The organism is Flavobacterium sandaracinum (assembly GCF_004349135.1).
GTDB classification, from domain to species: domain Bacteria; phylum Bacteroidota; class Bacteroidia; order Flavobacteriales; family Flavobacteriaceae; genus Flavobacterium; species Flavobacterium sandaracinum.
In genome coordinates, this window is the sequence record NZ_SMFN01000006.1 from 133,059 (window position 1) to 151,079 (window position 18,021).

Sequence of the window (18,021 nt, forward strand, 5' to 3'; positions counted from 1 at the left end):
AATTAACCATCTAGAATGAATTTAAAGGTAAAATTAAGCTTCTGGCAGATAATCAATATGAATGTTGGTTTTTTTGGGATACAATATAGTTTTGGTTTGCAACAAAGTGCTGTAAATCCCATTTATGATTTTTTGCACGCCAGTCCGGACCAAATCCCGATACTGAATCTTGCGGGACCATTAACGGGATTACTGATTCAGCCCATCATAGGCGCAATGAGTGATAAAACATGGCATCCAAGATGGGGAAGGCGCAAACCATACTTTTTTATTGGAGCCATAATTTGTAGTATCGCTTTATTTTTATTTCCATTCAGCAGTTCCTTATGGATGGCAGCTGGTTTGCTTTGGATTCTAGATGTGGGTAACAATACTGCGATGGAGCCTTATCGTGCTTTTATTGCAGATACACTAGATGAAGAACAACAACCAATGGGCTTTCAAGCACAAAGTTTCTTTACTGGTTTTGGGCAGTTTTTAGCGTATATCTCTCTTTTTCTATTTCCAATTGTCTTTGTTGGATACACAGGTTCTTTGCCCACTTGGATATACGCTTCCTTTTTTCTAGGTGCTGTACTCTCTGTTACTTCTATTTGGTGGAGCATGAGTAAAACTAAGGAAATTCCACCTACTGAGGAAGAATTGGCTGTTTTGAAAGCGGAGCCTTTAAATGTTTTTTCTCCTTTTATTGATATTTACAAAGCAGTTTTGGAAATGCCAAAAGTAATGTGGCAACTTTTCTTGGTGTACTTGTTTCAATGGTATGCGATGATGTGTTATTGGCAAAATAATTCAAAAAGTATTGCATTATCCGTTTGGGATGTAACCCCAAAGAACCCTGCAGGCTATGAAAAAGCGGTAGAATGGAACGGATTAATCGGTGCATTTGGTTTTATAGTTACCTTTTCAATTGCTTTTTATTTGGCAAAATTAGCCAAAAAGCATGGTGCTAAAATGATTCATTTTGTGTGTCTGTTATTTGGGGCCGTTTCTTTTTTATGGTTTCCATTGGTGCAAAACCAGTATGTGTTTTTTGCAGTGGTTATTGGTTATGGAATTGCATGGGCAAGTATGATGGGAATTCCGTATTTGATGGTTGTTGCTGTTATTTCAAAAGAAAGATATGGTGTGTATATGGGTATTATTAATATGATGATTGTGATTCCTATGATTATTCAAAACCTATCATTTGGTTATATACTAAGGAATTTTCTAGACAATGATCCACGTCAAGCAATAAGTTTTGCGGGTGTATTATTAGCGATTGCAGCACTATGCACACTATTGATAAAAATAAAAAAGATAAAAGTAAGTGAATAATTCAATAAACAACAAGATGGATAAAATAGACATTCTTTGTGTAGGTGAAGTTCTTGTTGATTTCATCGGGCATCAAGAAGGAGTATTGATAAATGAAACAAGAGATTATCATAGGTATTTAGGCGGTTCCCCTACTAACGTTGCTATGAATTCCACCCGATTGGGTTTAAATACTATCATGGTTGCAACGGTTGGGAAGGATGGTTTTGGGACATATATTGCGGAGCGACTTGGTGATGTTGGAGTGAATACGGATCATTTGAACATTTTAGAAGACAAATCTACAAGCGTGATTTTTGTTTCGAGGTCAGATGGTACTCCAGATTTTATACCGTATCGCTCTGCAGATTGTTGTATTTATGAAGAGCAAATTTCAAGCGAAACACTAGCAAATACAACCATATTTCATACTACCTGTTTTGCATTGAGTAAAAATCCTGCACAAAAAACGATCTTAAAAAAGGCGCAAGAAGCATATAACCTAGGTTGTAAGCTGAGTATCGATGTGAACTACGCAAGAAAACTATGGAAAAGTCAAAAGAAAGCATTTAAAGTAATTAAAACCTATTGCCAATTCAATCCATTGATAAAAATTAGTGAGGACGATATGCTACGCCTTTTTGAGAAAGAGCTACCTCATGATGAAATTTTTCAGTTTTTTCATGATCAAGGTGTGGACATTGTTTGTTTGACTTTAGGTAGCAAAGGGGTGAAATTATCTCAAAAAGGAGAAAAAGTAATTGAAATGCCAGCGATAAAGATTGATAAGGTTATGGATACTACAGGCGCTGGTGATGCATTTTGGTCTGGATTTTTATTTGCTTACATCAAGGAAAAATCAATCCAAGAATGTTTAGATATTGCTTTAAAATTAGCCGCTTTAAAATTGCAAAATGTGGGTCGATTACCGGATAATATCAATATCCTTTCAAAACTATTATAAAATATCATGCAACAAAAAAGTACAAAAATTAGCAACGGCGTAATGCTTAATGTGTATCCAGATAGTATTGGTGAAAAATTCAGTGATACGATTGAAATGCTCAAAATGACCGAATTCAAAGATGTTTTTTCTTTGTTATATGTCTTGCCTACCTTTTTCAATAGTGATTTAGATAGAGGTTTTTCTATTATTGATTATGATATTAATACAGATTTAGTAGATACTAAGGACTTGAAAGATTTAGACGATCTTCAAATTAAATTGAAATTTGACATTGTTTTAAACCATCTTTCTGTTGCATCTCCTCAGTTCAAAGACCTATTGCAACATGGAAATAAATCTAAGTATAAAGATTTTTTCATCAATTGGAATGAATTCTGGCAAGGAAACGGTGTCGAAAATGAAGATGGAATTATCATTCCAAAACCACAGTTTCTCAACAAGTTATTCATGAGAAAGTCGGGGTTGCCTATCCTCAAAGTACGTTTTCCAGATGGTTCAGAACAACCCTATTGGAATACTTTTTATCAACAAATCACCTACAATTCAATCACAATTGATGAGTTGGAAAACATAAAAGGATTAACGGAAGCGCAATGTTTATATATTGTTCCTGTCATTAATCAGGCCATAGCAAATAATCAAGATTTTTCAATGATTGATTTTAAAGATTGTACGCCATTAAAAGCCGATATTTTACAAATTGTAGAACAAAAGCGTTCCTATTTAGGGCAAATGGATGTCAATGGGAAATCACCTTTGGTTTGGGATTTCTATGAGGAGACTCTGAAAAAGGTTAAGGGTTACGGATGTACTATTCTCCGTTTAGATGCTTTCGCCTATTTGCACAAACAAGTTGGGGAGTCCAATTTTTTTAACAAACCGGGAACTTGGGAATATCTAGAACGGATTAATCAAATCGCACAAAAAAATAATTTGATGCTTCTGCCAGAAATTCATGCAGAGTATGGTTTGCATTTACATGATGAGGTTGCTACTGAAGGGTACTATATTTACGACTTTTTCTTACCAGGTTTAACGATACATACTATCGAAAACAAAACTAGTAGTGCTTTGTTAAGCTGGGCCAAAGAAATTATTACTAAAGGATATAAAACAGTAAACATGTTAGGTTGCCATGATGGAATTCCTGTTTTAGACTTGAAAGGCAAAGAGGTAAATGGGTTTTATAATAAAGGATTGTTAGAGGATGCCGAGATTGAAGGGATAATGACTACAATAATGGAACGGGGTGGGCGTGTAAAAAACTTATACGATCCTTCAGGAAAGAAAATTTCTTATTATCAAATCAATGCTACTTTTTTTAGTGCTTTGGGAGAAGACGAGCAAAAGTTGCTTTTAGCAAGAGTCATCCAAATGTTTGTTCCAGGAATACCGCAAGTATGGTACTTGGATATTTTTGCGGGAAAAAACAATTACGAAGCGGCAGATAATGGCGGTAGTGCAGGACATAAAGAAATCAATCGTACTGCATTGTCAATGCAGGATATTGAGCAAGGTTTGAAAACTGACGTTGTTCAGAAACAGTTGCAAATTATTCGTTTACGTAATACATCTGCTGCTTTTTCAGGTCAAGTGGGAATTAATGATTCTGATGCTACTGTTATAGATATCAAATGGGTGAACGGTGACGCGCTTGCGCATTTAAAAGTGAACCTTTTAACAAATAGTTTTACGATTAACCACATAGAAAACGGAATCACAAACAATATGAGTTTTTAAATTTTGTATTGGAATCTAAAAAAGTAGACTTGTTAAAACATTAAAATGAATCTAGATTGTAGAACTCAAAACATATTTAAGAATATTTAATTACTGAACTATAATTTAGTACTAAATAATAGTTCACCTCAACATAAGGTAAAAGATGAAAAAAAGTACGGTTAAAATTGCCATGTATCTCAATTACTTTGTATTTGCAATTCTACTGAACAGCGTGGGAATTGTGATATTAAAGGCGCAAAAAAATTATGGCGTTGATGAATTGCAGGCAAGCGTTCTAGAAGCTTACAAGGATTTACCTATCGCTATAGTGTCCTTTTTAATTGCTTCGTTTTTGCCAAGGCTTGGGTATAAAAAAGCCATGCTTATTGGTCTGGCCTTGGTTTCTGTGGCATGTATTAGTATGTATTTTGGAAATTCATTTGATATGGCCAAGGTGCTTTTTGCCACTGTAGGCGTCTCATTTGCCTTGATCAAAGTGTCTGTGTATTCGCTTATTGGAACAATTACGGAGAATCAACAAGAACATAATAGTTTGATGAGTAGTATTGAAGGCGTATTTATGATTGGGATTGCGCTCGCTTATTTCCTATTTCCCGCTTTTAATTCTGATGCGAATCCTGATGCTTGGTTGAATGTTTATTGGTTGTTAGCTGGGATTTCGTTATTGTCATTTGGTTTTTTATTTTTTACCAAATTCGAAAATCAAACCGAAATTCCGGGTGTTGATTTAGCCGATGACTTCAAAGAAATGTTCAAATTATTCGCAAAATTATTGACGATTGTTTTTGTAATCAGCGCATTCTTGTTTGTAATGATTGAGCAGGGAATCATGTCTTGGTTGCCTACTTTCAATAGTAAAGTGTTGCATTTACCAGAGAATATCAGTATTATGATGGCGAGTATTTTGGCTATTTCATTAGCTGTAGGACGACTTTTGGCAGGAGTAATTACAAAAAGGGTCAATTGGATTTGGGTACTTAGTTTTTGTATCGTGGCAGCTATGCTAATTGTAATTTTTGTACTTCCTAAAACAGTTGGTTTAGAGGTCAAAGAAATCAATTCGCTTGGCGATATTCCAATAATAGGATTTGCATTTCCGTTAGTGGGACTTTTTATTGCGCCTATTTATCCGCTATTAAATTCGGTGGTTTTAAGTGCTTTGCCAAAAAAATTACACAGTTCGATGACGGGTTTAATTGTTGTTTTCTCGGCACTTGGGGGTACTTTAGGTTCTAGAGTTATTGGTTACTTATTTAAAAATGAAGGGCCGGAAAATGCTTTTTATTATACTTTAATTCCAATGTCCTTATTGCTTGTTTCTTTCTTTATTTTAAAAAAACTTACTGCTAAACAATGAAATTCTTACTTAACATAGACAAAGTATTCCAAGAATTATTATTTCAAGAGGATACGGATCAGGATAAAAAAATTACTAAAGACGATACTGGTCCTAAAAAATTTATTTTGATTGATGAAACTACACAGTGCGAAGAGGCTATTGTTGGGACCTATCATTTATCCAATTTATTACAGGAATTGGCACAACTTAAGGACAGGAATTCAGTATTTGGGGAAGTCGATTTAGATCGAATTCAAGAAAATCCAGTGCAGCGAATTTCAAGGAAAATCCGAGATGATTATTGGACGGAATTGACTAGAACAATAGATAAAAAAGGGTTGACCCATATTTTAGAAGATGAAAAAATGGCTAGTGATGTGGCCACGCTTTACGTAGCTGCAACGGACAAACAAGGGGTTTCTTATTTTCAAGATTTAGAAAAAGAACTTCAAAATTTCAAAGTAGCTATTCTACCTGTAAATTATTCCATAGAATATGTGGCTACTTTAAACAATAAACCAGGGATTTTAGCTTTGGCTTTAGAACAAAAAATATATAGTTTGCAAGGAGTTCCATTTGTAGTCCCTGGCGGAAGATTCAATGAAATGTATGGCTGGGATAGTTATTTTATTGGTATTGGTCTTTTAATCGATAACCAACTCGAAAAAGCCATGGCTATCGCGGAGAACTTTAAATACCAAATCACACATTACGGCAAAATTCTGAATGCAAACCGAAGTTATTACTTGACAAGAACACAACCGCCATTGTATTCTTCTCTGATTGTTGAAATTGTAAAAGAAAATGTGCCTAACCAAGAATGGTTAAAGAGTCATTTGGATGCCATTATTTTAGAATACAATACGGTTTGGATGGTGTTAGGAAACCGATTAACAGAAACGGGTTTGAACCGATATAAAGCGGAAGGCGTTGGAATGCCCTTTGAAGTGGAGCCTGGGCATTTTGACGATGTTTTAGCGCCTTATGCTGAAAAATATAACATGCCGATTCGCGCATTTGAGAAAGAATATTTAGAAAGAAAATTGGTTGACGCTGATTTGGATCTGTATTTTGTTCATGACCGAAGCTTGCGTGAAAGTGGTCATGACACAACGGATCGACTTATAAATAGGTGTGCGAACTTAAATTCCGTTGATGTAAATAGTTTTCTTTATAAATACGAAAAAGACATTGCTTATTTAATTGCAACCTATTTTGGGAACACCTTTCAAATTGGAGATATAAAGTGTACTTCTAACGAATGGGAACAAAAGGCTGCATTTAGAAAAGAAAAAATTAATGAATTGTGCTGGAATGAAGCTGCAGGAATGTATTTTGATTATGATTTTGTAAACCAAGAACAATTTCCATTTGAGGCAGCTACAACCTTTTTTCCTTTGTGGGCAGGATTATGTGATCAGAATCAAGCTAAAAAGTTAGTAGAAATAGCGTTGCCACAATTTGTAAAAACAGGAGGAATAACAGGAAGTACAAAGGCGAGTATTGCTAATGCTCCGGAAGAAGCACCACAACGACAATGGGATTATCCATTTGGCTGGGCGCCACACCAAATGTTGCTGTGGGAAGGATTAATTAAATACGATTATTTAGATAAAGCACAAGAAATGGTGTACCGATGGTTGTGGTTAATTACTAGAAATGCGGTTGATTTTAATGGAACGATTCCAGAAAAATTTGATTTGGAAATCAGTTCCCATAAAGTGTTTGCTGAATATGGTAATGTAGGGACTGAATTTGATTACATCGCAAAGGAAGGTTTTGGTTGGATGAATGCGTCCTATCAATATGGATTGCAGATTTTGAATGCTACACTAAAAGAGAAACTGGGAGAATTGATTTCTCCCGATGATCTATTTTAGCGCTGAAAAATATTTTTTGTTATTTGAATGCAATTTTTTTTTAACTTTATAATTCACTAAATGAATCAATTATGACTGTTAATCAAATTTTAAGCACTAAAGGAAAGGAAGTTTTTTCGATACTTTCCACTAACACTGTATACGAAGCTTTGACAGTGATGAGCGAAAAAAACATTGGAGCAATTCTTATTATAGAAGATACGGTTCTCAAAGGGGTTTTATCTGAAAGAGATTACGCTCGAAAAATTGTTTTGAAAGCAAAATCTTCCAAGAAAGCTTTTGTTCATGAAATCATGGAAACAAATGTGGTGACCGTGAGCCCATCGGATAATTTAGAGTATTGCATGGAATTAATGAGTACAAAAAGAGTTCGTCATTTACCTGTTTTGGAAAATGAAATTGTAATAGGGATTATTTCTATTAGTGATGTAGTAAAAGCTATTATCGAGATGCAAAAAGATACGATTCAACATTTAAACTCTTATATTACGCAATAAATAAAGAATGGAAAGTTATAATTATAGGAAGCTGCTATTTTATGCAGCTTTTTTTTTGGAATCAAAATAGGCTTGTTTATATAAAAGAATGGGGTAAAAGTCCTCTTTTTTTAAATCTAGACCCCTATCTTTGTACGCTAGAATAAAATCTAAAACAATGGAAAAGAATAGCAAAAGAAGAGAAGCATTATTATACCACGCAAAGCCAACTCCTGGTAAAATTCAAGTAGTTCCCACTAAGAAATATGCAACACAAAGAGATTTATCTTTGGCCTATTCTCCTGGTGTAGCTGAGCCGTGTTTAGAAATCGCTAAAGACGTAAACAACGTTTATAAATATACAGCAAAAGGGAATTTAGTTGCCGTAATCACAAATGGAACAGCCGTTTTAGGGTTAGGGGATATTGGACCGGAAGCCTCAAAACCAGTAATGGAGGGAAAAGGATTGTTGTTTAAGATCTTTGCTGATATTGATGTTTTTGATATCGAAATTGGAACAAAAGACATCGAAGAATTTATTCAAACGGTTAAAAATATAGCACCAACTTTTGGTGGAATTAATCTTGAGGATATTAAAGCACCGGAATCTTTCGAAATCGAAAGAAGGTTGGTGGAAGAATTAAATATTCCTGTGATGCATGATGATCAGCATGGTACGGCTATCATCTCATCTGCGGCATTGTTGAATGCATTAGAATTAGCAGATAAAAAAGCAGAAGACGTAAAATTAGTGGTTTCAGGAGCTGGTTCCGCTGCATTGGCTTGTGCTGATTTATATGTTTTATTGGGTGTGAAAATTGAAAATATTTTCATGTTCAACAGCAAAGGGTTGCTAACAAAAGACAATCCAAAACTATCTGAATTGCAATTAAAATATGCTAAAGATATTCCTACTATGAATCTGGAAGAAGCACTAGTAGGTGCCGATGTATTTTTAGGATTGTCAACGGGAGATATTATGTCGGCACAAATGCTACTAGGCATGTCAGATAATCCTATTGTTTTTGCAATGGCAAATCCAGATCCAGAAATTGATTATAACCTAGCGTTAGCTACTCGTAAAGACGTAATTATGGCTACCGGTCGTTCCGATTATCCTAATCAGGTGAACAACGTGCTTGGGTTTCCGTACATTTTTAGAGGCGCACTTGATGTTCGAGCTACTAAAATAAACGAGGCGATGAAGATGGCAGCTGTAAAAGCATTAGCGGCATTGACAAAGCAATCGGTTCCTGAACAAGTTAATATTGCTTATGGAGCTACTAAATTAAATTTTGGTAGAGAATATATTATTCCTAAACCTTTTGACCCAAGATTAATCACGATTGTTGCTCCGGCTGTTGCCAAAGCAGCAATGGATTCTGGTGTAGCATTGAATCCTATCACGGATTGGAATAAATACGAAGAAGAACTTTTAGATCGTTTAGGAAATGACAACAAAATGCTTCGTTTGATTACAAACAGAGCTAAAATGGATCCTAAAAAAATCGTTTTTGCTGAAGCAGACCATTTAGATGTGTTAAAAGCAGCTCAAATCGTATTGGAAGAAGGAATTGGTTTTCCAATTTTATTAGGTAACAAGGAAATTATCTTAGAGTTAAAAGCAGAAATTGGTTTTGATGCGGATGTTCAAATTATAGATCCTAAAATTGATGAGGAAGAAGGTAGAAGAAATAAATTTGCTATAACGTATTGGTCTTCTAGACAAAGACGTGGCATTTCCTTTTTAGATGCACAAAAATTAATGCGGGAACGCAATTATTTTGCTGCAATGATGGTTAACGAAGGCGAAGCGGATGCACTGGTAACAGGACATTCTAGAAGCTATCCTTCAGTGGTTAAACCCATGCTGCAATTAATCGAAAAAGCACCGGGAGCTTCTATCGTTGCTACTACTAATATGATGATGACGGCTCGTGGGCCAATGTTTTTGTCCGATACGGCGATAAACATCAATCCATCTGCCGATGATTTAGCTAAAATAGCAATCATGACCGCTAAAACAGCTAAAATGTTTGGGGTAGAGCCAGTTATTGCAATGATTTCATTTTCTAATTTTGGATCCTCTACAAACGAAAACGCAGCCAAAGTAAGAGAAGCAGTTTCTTATTTACATAAAAATCATCCTGATATTATAATTGACGGGGAAATTCAAGCAGATTTTGCCTTAAACCCAGAATTACTAAAAGCGAAATTTCCTTTTTCTAAATTAGCAGGTAAAAAAGTAAATACGTTAATTTTTCCAAATCTGGACTCTGCAAACATCACGTACAAACTTCTGAAAGAATTAAATAAGATTGATTCTATTGGGCCTATCATGTTAGGACTAGGAAAACCAGTTCATATATTTCAATTAGGTGCTAGCGTGGAGGAAATGGTAAACATGGCCGCTATTGCAGTAATCGATGCTCAAGAAAAACAGGCAAAGAAAACCAAGCAGATTTAATTAAATGGGATCAAAGTAAATAGTTAAAGTTGTCAGTAAAACATAAAAGTATGTTAATTTCATTATATTTGGCAATATTTTATTAATCATGATCGCACATTTACAAGGAAAATTAACAGAGAAATCACCAACGCATATAATCATAGATTGTGGTGGCGTAGGCTATCATGTTAATATTTCCCTACACACCTATTCTTTATTACCCAATACCGATTTCATAAAAGTATATACGCATCTTCAAATTAAGGAAGATGCGCATACACTTTTTGGTTTTATAGAAAAGTCAGAACGAGAGATTTTCAGACTTTTATTGTCCGTTTCCGGAATAGGAGCGAGCATCGCGCGGACCATGCTTTCTTCACTTGATCCAAAACAAATTACTAATGCCATAGCCTCTGCTGATGTAGTTACCATTCAGTCAATTAAAGGGATAGGGAGTAAAACTGCACAAAGAGTAATCTTAGATTTAAAAGAAAAAGTCTTAAAATTATATGATTTAGACGAAGTTTCTATGTCGCAAAGCAATACAAATCGAGATGAAGCGTTATCAGCTTTGGAAGTTTTAGGATTTGTACGAAAAACTTCAGAAAAAATTATAGAAAAGATTGTCAAAGAAGATCCAGATGCTTCTGTGGAAACAATTATCAAAAAAGCTTTAAAAAATCTTTAAAAGGTATTTAAGAAACACGAGTTGTATGCATAAAATTTGTATTTTTTTACTTGTTTTGTTTTGTGGTTTTGTGTCACAAGCTCAAGTAGAACAGAAAGCTCAGGATACCGTAAAAACTGGATTTTCTCTTGGAAAACTACAGCTAAAAAACCCACAGAGTATTTTGTCTGCTTACACCTATGATCCAGTTACGGATCGTTATGTATATACCAATTCTGTAGATGGATTTTCCATTAATTATCCTATTATTTTAACGCCAAAGGAATACGAAAACTTAGTCTTAAAAGAATCCATGCGAGATTATTTTAAGAAAAAAGTAGATGCAATTGATGGTAAGAAAGAAGGTAGTGAACTCGCCAAAAGAGACTTGTTGCCGAGATATTATGTAAAGTCAGGCCTTTTCGAATCTATTTTTGGAAGCAATACGATTGATGTAAAACCCACAGGATCTGTCGAAATGGATTTGGGAATGCGGTACACAAAACAGGATAATCCATCCTTTTCTCCTAGAAACCGATCTAATCTTTCCTTCGATTTTGATCAAAGAATCAGTATGAGCTTAATGGGAAAAGTAGGAACACGGCTCAATGTAAATGCGAACTACGATACACAGTCTACATTTGCGTTTCAAAATTTAATTAAATTAGATTACGCACCTTCGGAGGATGATATTATTCAAAAAATTGAGGTTGGTAATGTAAGCATGCCACTGAACAGTTCTTTAATTCGGGGAGCTCAAAGTTTATTTGGGGTAAAAACGCAACTACAATTTGGAAAAACAACAATAACGGGTGTTTTTTCAGAGCAAAAATCACAAACGAAAAGCTTAATAGCGCAAGGTGGAGGTACGATAGAGGATTTTGAAATGTTTGCTTTGGACTATGATAGTGACAGACACTTTTTCTTATCCCAATATTTTAGAAATCGATATGATAAATCCCTGGCAAATTATCCATTTATAGATAGTAGAGTCCAAATCTCTAGAATTGAAATTTGGGTAACTAACAAGCAAAATCGGGTATTGGCAAACAACAATAATCTGAGAAACATCATTGCACTTCAAGATTTAGGAGAAGGGCAATTATCCGGTGTGCCTGATAACGAAGTGGTTGTTTTAGATCCATCTACTGGAATTTTCAACAATCCTGCAGATTCTCCTACTGATAATTCAAATAATGATTATAATCCAGCACAAATAAACGCTGGAACGGGTTTATTGAATCCTAATATTCGTGAAATTGTAACTGCTAATTCTGGTTTCAATGTAACGGTGAGTGAAGGTCAGGATTATTCGAAATTAGAAAACGCAAGAAAACTGAATCCAAACGAATACAGCTTCAATCCACAACTAGGATTTATTTCGTTACAACAGCGATTGGCTAATGATGAGGTTTTAGCGGTTGCTTATCAATACACCATTGGAGATAAAGTATACCAAGTGGGTGAATTTGGAAACGATGGCGTAGATGCAACGGTCGTGACAGGAAATAGTCCTTCCAATCAGGCTATCATTTCGCAGAGTTTGGTTTTGAAAATGTTGAAAAGCAATTTGACTAATGTTAAAAATCCAATTTGGAATTTGATGATGAAAAACATTTATCAGATTCAAGGGGGGTACCAATTGAAGCAAGAAGATTTTAGATTTAATATTCTTTATACAGATCCTTCGCCTCTAAATTATATTACAGAGGTGCCGGGAAGCCCTTTCCCAGCGAATCCCTCCAGAGAAAATGAAGTTGCTGAGACTCCTTTGTTGAAGGTGTTTAATTTAGATAAATTAAATTATAACAACGATCCTCAAACTGGAGGGGACGGTTTTTTTGATTTTATGCCAGGTTTAACAATCGATGCGCAAAACGGAAGGATTCTATTTACAACCAAAGAGCCTTTTGGAGAACTACTATTTTCCAAGTTGTCAAATACTGGTTCCACGGAAAATTACAACATTGTCAGCTCTTACAATGAAAATCAAAAGAAATATGTGTTCCGCAGCATGTATCGAAATACACAGGCAGGAGCATTGCAGGATAGTGAAAAAAACAAATTCTTATTACGAGGGAAATACAAATCGAGTGGTGGGGATGGCATACCAATTGGGGCATTCAATGTTCCTCAAGGTTCAGTGGTAGTTACCGCAGCAGGAAGACTCTTAGTAGAAGGGATTGATTACAGCGTGAATTATCAGTTAGGTCGTGTTCAAATTTTGGATCCCTCCTTGCAAGCATCAAATACACCCATCGAAGTTTCCTTGGAAAACAACTCTGTTTTTGGGCAACAAACCAGAAGGTTTATGGGTTTAAATATTGAACATAAAATTTCAGATAACTTTATAGTTGGAGGAACTTTCTTGAAAATGTCGGAAAGACCGTTTACACAAAAATCCAGCTTTGGACAGGAATCCGTAAACAATACTATTTTCGGTTTCAATACTAATTTTTCTCAAGAAATTCCTTTCTTGACCCGTTTGGTAAATAAATTGCCAAATATTGACACGGATGTACCTTCCAATCTATCGGTAAGAGGCGAAATCGCTTTTTTGAAACCGGACTCGCCAAAAGCAGATCAGTTTCAGGGAGAATCGACTATTTATGTAGATGATTTTGAAGGATCTCAGTCTACAATTGACATGCGTTCCCCTTATTCATGGAGTTTAGCATCAACACCAGACAGAAACACAACAAGTAGTTATGATTTTAATGCAAGTGCCAATGACTTGAGTTATGGATTCAAAAGAGCTAAATTAGCTTGGTATTCAATTGATCCCATTTTTTACACCCAGAAGCCCGTTGGTATCTCAAATGAAGACTTGTCTTTCAATAAGACCAGAAGAATTTTTAGTAGGGAATTGTATCCTTTGACGGATATTGCACAAGGACAAACGCAAGTTGTAAACACCTTGGATTTAACTTATTTTCCATCTGAAAGAGGTCCTTATAACAATAGTTTGAATGTCAACGCAAATCCAACAGAAAATTTTGGTGGTATCATGCGTTCCTTAAATTCAACAAATTTTGAACAAGGAAACGTAGAATACATTCAGTTTTGGGTACTAGATCCGTATGTAGGAAATGGTCAGGCTCCACAATCAAATATTGGAAAAATATACTTCAATTTAGGGGAAATTTCAGAAGATGTTTTAAAAGATGGAAGAAAACAATATGAAAATGGGTTGGGTCCCGATCAAATCTTGGTTAATCCACGGCCTTTGTGGGGAGATGTTCCTGCTTCTCAGTCATTAATTTATGCTTTTGATACCAATGTGGAAAATAGGAGAAATCAAGATATAGGTTTAGATGGTTTGGCTAATGCCAATGAAGGAGCTGTGTATACTAATTTTGCTTCGGAACTAGATCCTGCTGCTGATGATTATATCTTTTATCTGAATGCAGATGGAGGAATTATAGACCGATACAAAATGTACAATGGTACTGACGGAAATTCTGCAGTAGACATTACGGACCCCAATAGAGGATCATCAACCGTTCCTGATGTGGAAGATATCAACCGAGACAATACCATGAATACAATCAATGCCTATTATGAATATAGTATTGATGTTCAGCCCAACATGAATGTAGGACAAAATTACATTACTGATATCAGAAACACACAAGTGTCTTTGCCGGATGGTTCCACTACCGAAGCCCGATGGTTGCAATTTAAAATCCCTGTTGCTCAGCCTGAAAACACTATTGGGAATATTTCTGATTTTAGATCCATTCGTTTTATGAGGATGTTTATGACTGGTTTTAGTGAAGAGGTTACGGTTCGTTTTGGAGCCTTAGATTTAGTGCGTGGCGAGTGGAGAAGATACACTAATACGCTCGATTTTAATGATACAAACAGTGATGATGACAATACTAATTTAGATGTTTTGGCGGTCAACGTTCAGGAAAATAATCAGAGATGTCCGGTGAATTATATTACACCTCCCGGAGTACAAAGAGAGCAATTATTTAATAACAATACCGTAATAAATCAAAATGAGCAATCATTAGCATTGAGAGTATCTGGTGGCGGATTAGAACCGGAAGATTCCCGAGCCGTTTTTAAAAATGTAAGTATCGATATGCGTCAATTTAAAAAACTGAAAATGTTTTTGCATGCTGAATCGTTGCCTGGTGAAATTCCTCTTCAAGACAATCAGATGGTTGGTTTTATTCGTTTTGGAAATGATTTTACTCAAAATTTCTATCAAATTGAGATCCCTTTAAAAGTAACTGTTCCTTCCTCTGCATCCAATTCTGACTGTAGTCCTTTAAGCGCAGAATCAGTTTGGCCAGAAGAAAATGAAATGGATTTGTCTTTGGCTTTATTGACAAAATTGAAAATTTTAGCAATGAGTGTGGATCCAAATACATTGCCACTAGATGGAATTTATTATCCAGATGCTGACCCTTCTAAACCAGAAGGGGACGGAACCAATGCCTTGAAGTTAGGGATAAAAGGAAATCCTAATTTTGGGCTGGTGCGTACTCTTATGGTAGGGATAAAAAACAGTGATTTACGCAATGATATTAAGGGAGAGGTTTGGTTTAATGAACTTCGCTTGGCGGATATGGACAACCAAGGCGGAATGGCTGCGGTACTGAATGTCGATACAAATCTAGCTGATTTTGCAACGGTCTCCGCATCAGGCAGAAAAAGTACAATTGGTTTTGGTTCATTGGAACAAGGTCCTAACGAAAGAAGTCGGGAAGATACGGAGCAATATACGATAGTGACTAATGTGAACCTTGGAAAATTATTGCCTCAAAAATGGGGTATCAATCTGCCTTTTAATTATGCTATTGGTGAAGAAACAATCACGCCAGAGTACGACCCTTTTAATCAAGACATAAAATTAAAACAGTTGTTAGATAATACAACAGATCAAAATAAGAAAGACAATATAACCAGCAGAGCGGTTGATTACACCAAACGAAAAAGCATCAATTTTATTGGTGTCAGAAAAGAACGCCAACCAGAACAAAAACAGCATGTTTACGATCCTGAAAATTTTACCTTCTCTCAGTCTTTTAACGAAGTGGAACGACATGATTTTGAAATTGAAGATTTCGTAGACCAGCAGGCAAATTCTTCTGTTGATTATGCGTACACTTTTCAACCTAAACCAGTGGAGCCATTCAAGAAAGCTAAGTTTTTTAAAAAAAGTAATTACTGGAAGTTATTGAGTGACTTTAACTTTAATTATTTGCCGTCTAATATTTCGTTTAACACTAATATCAATAGACAATACAACCGCCAACAATTTAGACAAGTGGAGGTGGAAGGAATAGGTCTTGATCCTTTGTACCGTAGAAATTTCGCTTTTAATTATCAATATGGGTTCAACTATAATCTAACCAAATCATTGAAATTAAATTATACGGCATCCTCTAGCAATATTGTAAAAAACTATTTGAATGAAAATAATGAACCCATTGACAGTTTTACTATTTGGGATAGTTATTGGGATATAGGAGATCCAAACCAACACATGCAGCAACTAGTTGTGAATTATGATATACCAATTAATAAAATACCATTATTTAGTTTCATCAAAGCAAATTACTCCTACACGGGTGATTACAGTTGGCAACGCACCTCCAATGCATTGTCTCAGATTAATATTGATGGTGCCGATTATAATTTAGGAAATACAATTCAAAACGCAAGTTCTAATAATTTAAATGCAGCCTTCAATATGGATATGTTGTATAAATATTTAGGACTGACTAAAAACACAAACAAAACACAACCAAAACCGAAAATGATCGCGCCAAAACCAGGCGAAAAAATAGTAAACACCAATGCCAGTCAAGTTCCAAAAAACAATGCATTTGTTGATGGTTTGATCGGAGTTTTGACCAGTGTTAAGAATATTCAAATGAACTACACGTACAATAGCGGTACGATTTTGCCGGGATATACGCCCGGTGTTGGGTTCTTGGGGTCTTCAAGGCCCTCATTAGGCTTTATATTTGGAAGTCAGGATGACGTTAGGTATGAGGCAGCTAAGAACGGTTGGCTGACGAATTACCCCGACTTTAACCAAAATTTCACTCAGGTAACGAATAAACTTTTTAAAGCTACAGCCAATGTAGATTTGTTTCCCGATTTAAAAATTGACTTGACCTTGGATAGGGCTTTTTCAGAAAATTTCTCGGAGCAATACGATGTTACGGATGGAGTTTACAATGCCAGATCTCCTTATAACACCGGTATTTTTTCAATATCAACAGTTTTGATAAGAACTTCATTTGCTACAAGTGATGAAAATAGTTCAACTGCTTTTGATGATTTTAGGATGAACCGGCTTACGGTCGCAAATCGTTTAGCTACAGAACGAGGAATTGATATTAATGATCCAATAAATAGAGATGCAGAAGGATTTCCTTTAGGTTTTGGAAAAAACAATCAGGCCGTATTGTTGCCCGCCTTTTTGGCAGCATATTCAGGAGGGGATGCATCTGCGGTTTCTCTTGGTGCTTTTAGAAGTTTCCCTATCCCAAACTGGGCAATAAAATATAATGGATTGATGCGTTATGGGGTTTTTAAGAAAAATTTCAAGCGTTTCTCTTTGCAACATAATTATAGAGCCTCCTATACTATAAATGCATTTAGATCTAACTTTGAATATGACAATGCACCAAACGGAGTGGATGCCAGCGGTAATTTTTTCAATCAGACGATTATGTCTAATATTAATCTGGTAGAGCAATTCAGTCCTCTTTTAAGAATGGATTTTGAATTAAAAAGTTCATTAAAAGTGCTTACCGAAATTAAAAAAGACAGAGCTTTATCGATGAGTTTTGATAATAATTTGTTGACAGAGGTAAAAGGAGTTGAATATATAGTAGGATTAGGGTATCGCTTTAAAGACGTCATTTTTTCTTCAAGATTAGCGGATAATCCAACAGGAATAATAAAAAGTGATATTAATTTGGCTGCTGATATAGCTTACAGAAATAACCAAACCATTGTTCGTTATTTAGATTATGATAATAATCAGTTAGCAGGTGGGCAGAACATTTGGTCCTTAAAAGTCAAAGCGGATTATGCTTTTAGCAAAAATTTGACAGCAATTTTTTATTATGATCATTCTTTTTCTAAGGCAGTAATCTCTACTTCTTTTCCATTGACCAATGTTCGTTCCGGATTTACAATTCGGTATAATTTTGGAAATTAATTTTCGAAA

Annotated in this window: 9 protein-coding genes; all 9 read left to right on the forward strand. The window is 35.4% G+C overall.

From position 1 onward, the window contains the following. The first annotated feature begins 15 nt into the window (after window positions 1-15). The 9 genes from E0F91_RS06995 (at window position 16) to sov (ending at window position 18,012) form a co-directional block, all read left to right on the forward strand. Entirely contained in the window at window positions 16-1,320 is a 1,305-nt protein-coding gene (locus E0F91_RS06995; RefSeq protein ID WP_132065601.1) for an MFS transporter, read from the forward strand. Between the two features lie 16 nt (window positions 1,321-1,336). Continuing rightward, on the forward strand, window positions 1,337-2,263 hold the full coding sequence (locus E0F91_RS07000) for a carbohydrate kinase family protein (RefSeq protein ID WP_073352245.1): 927 nt from the start codon (window positions 1,337-1,339) through the stop codon (window positions 2,261-2,263). Between the two features lie 6 nt (window positions 2,264-2,269). After that, entirely contained in the window at window positions 2,270-4,006 is a 1,737-nt protein-coding gene (locus E0F91_RS07005) for an alpha-amylase family protein (protein WP_132065602.1), read from the forward strand. Between the two features lie 145 nt (window positions 4,007-4,151). Further along, window positions 4,152-5,366 carry an MFS transporter gene (locus E0F91_RS07010; RefSeq protein ID WP_132065603.1) on the forward strand — a complete coding sequence of 405 codons (1,215 nt, stop codon included), beginning with the start codon at window positions 4,152-4,154 and terminating at the stop codon, window positions 5,364-5,366. Next, window positions 5,363-7,228 (forward strand): trehalase family glycosidase, encoded by a 1,866-nt coding sequence (locus tag E0F91_RS07015; RefSeq protein WP_132065604.1) that lies wholly within the window; start codon window positions 5,363-5,365, stop codon window positions 7,226-7,228. The genes E0F91_RS07010 and E0F91_RS07015 overlap by 4 nt, the downstream gene beginning before the upstream one ends. A gap of 71 nt (window positions 7,229-7,299) precedes the next feature. Further along, window positions 7,300-7,725 carry a CBS domain-containing protein gene (locus E0F91_RS07020; RefSeq protein WP_132065605.1) on the forward strand — a complete coding sequence of 142 codons (426 nt, stop codon included), beginning with the start codon at window positions 7,300-7,302 and terminating at the stop codon, window positions 7,723-7,725. Between the two features lie 157 nt (window positions 7,726-7,882). Further along, the gene (locus E0F91_RS07025; RefSeq protein ID WP_132065606.1) at window positions 7,883-10,171 is read left to right on the forward strand and encodes an NADP-dependent malic enzyme; all 2,289 of its coding nucleotides are present in this window, start codon (window positions 7,883-7,885) and stop codon (window positions 10,169-10,171) included. Between the two features lie 88 nt (window positions 10,172-10,259). After that, the gene (gene ruvA / locus E0F91_RS07030) at window positions 10,260-10,841 is read left to right on the forward strand and encodes a Holliday junction branch migration protein RuvA (protein WP_132065607.1); all 582 of its coding nucleotides are present in this window, start codon (window positions 10,260-10,262) and stop codon (window positions 10,839-10,841) included. A gap of 25 nt (window positions 10,842-10,866) precedes the next feature. Further along, window positions 10,867-18,012, forward strand: coding sequence for a T9SS outer membrane translocon Sov/SprA (gene sov, locus E0F91_RS07035; RefSeq protein WP_132065608.1), 7,146 nt, complete (start codon window positions 10,867-10,869; stop codon window positions 18,010-18,012). Window positions 18,013-18,021 lie beyond the last annotated feature (9 nt).

Coding starts and splice junctions, on each gene's coding strand:
- E0F91_RS07025 (WP_132065606.1), top strand. CDS start 7,883: ATGGAAAAGAATAGCAAAAGAAGAGAAGCATTATTATACCACGCAAAG.
- E0F91_RS07000 (WP_073352245.1), top strand. CDS start 1,337: ATGGATAAAATAGACATTCTTTGTGTAGGTGAAGTTCTTGTTGATTTC.
- E0F91_RS07020 (WP_132065605.1), top strand. CDS start 7,300: ATGACTGTTAATCAAATTTTAAGCACTAAAGGAAAGGAAGTTTTTTCG.
- E0F91_RS07015 (WP_132065604.1), top strand. CDS start 5,363: ATGAAATTCTTACTTAACATAGACAAAGTATTCCAAGAATTATTATTT.
- E0F91_RS07005 (WP_132065602.1), top strand. CDS start 2,270: ATGCAACAAAAAAGTACAAAAATTAGCAACGGCGTAATGCTTAATGTG.
- ruvA (WP_132065607.1), top strand. CDS start 10,260: ATGATCGCACATTTACAAGGAAAATTAACAGAGAAATCACCAACGCAT.
- E0F91_RS06995 (WP_132065601.1), top strand. CDS start 16: ATGAATTTAAAGGTAAAATTAAGCTTCTGGCAGATAATCAATATGAAT.
- sov (WP_132065608.1), top strand. CDS start 10,867: ATGCATAAAATTTGTATTTTTTTACTTGTTTTGTTTTGTGGTTTTGTG.
- E0F91_RS07010 (WP_132065603.1), top strand. CDS start 4,152: ATGAAAAAAAGTACGGTTAAAATTGCCATGTATCTCAATTACTTTGTA.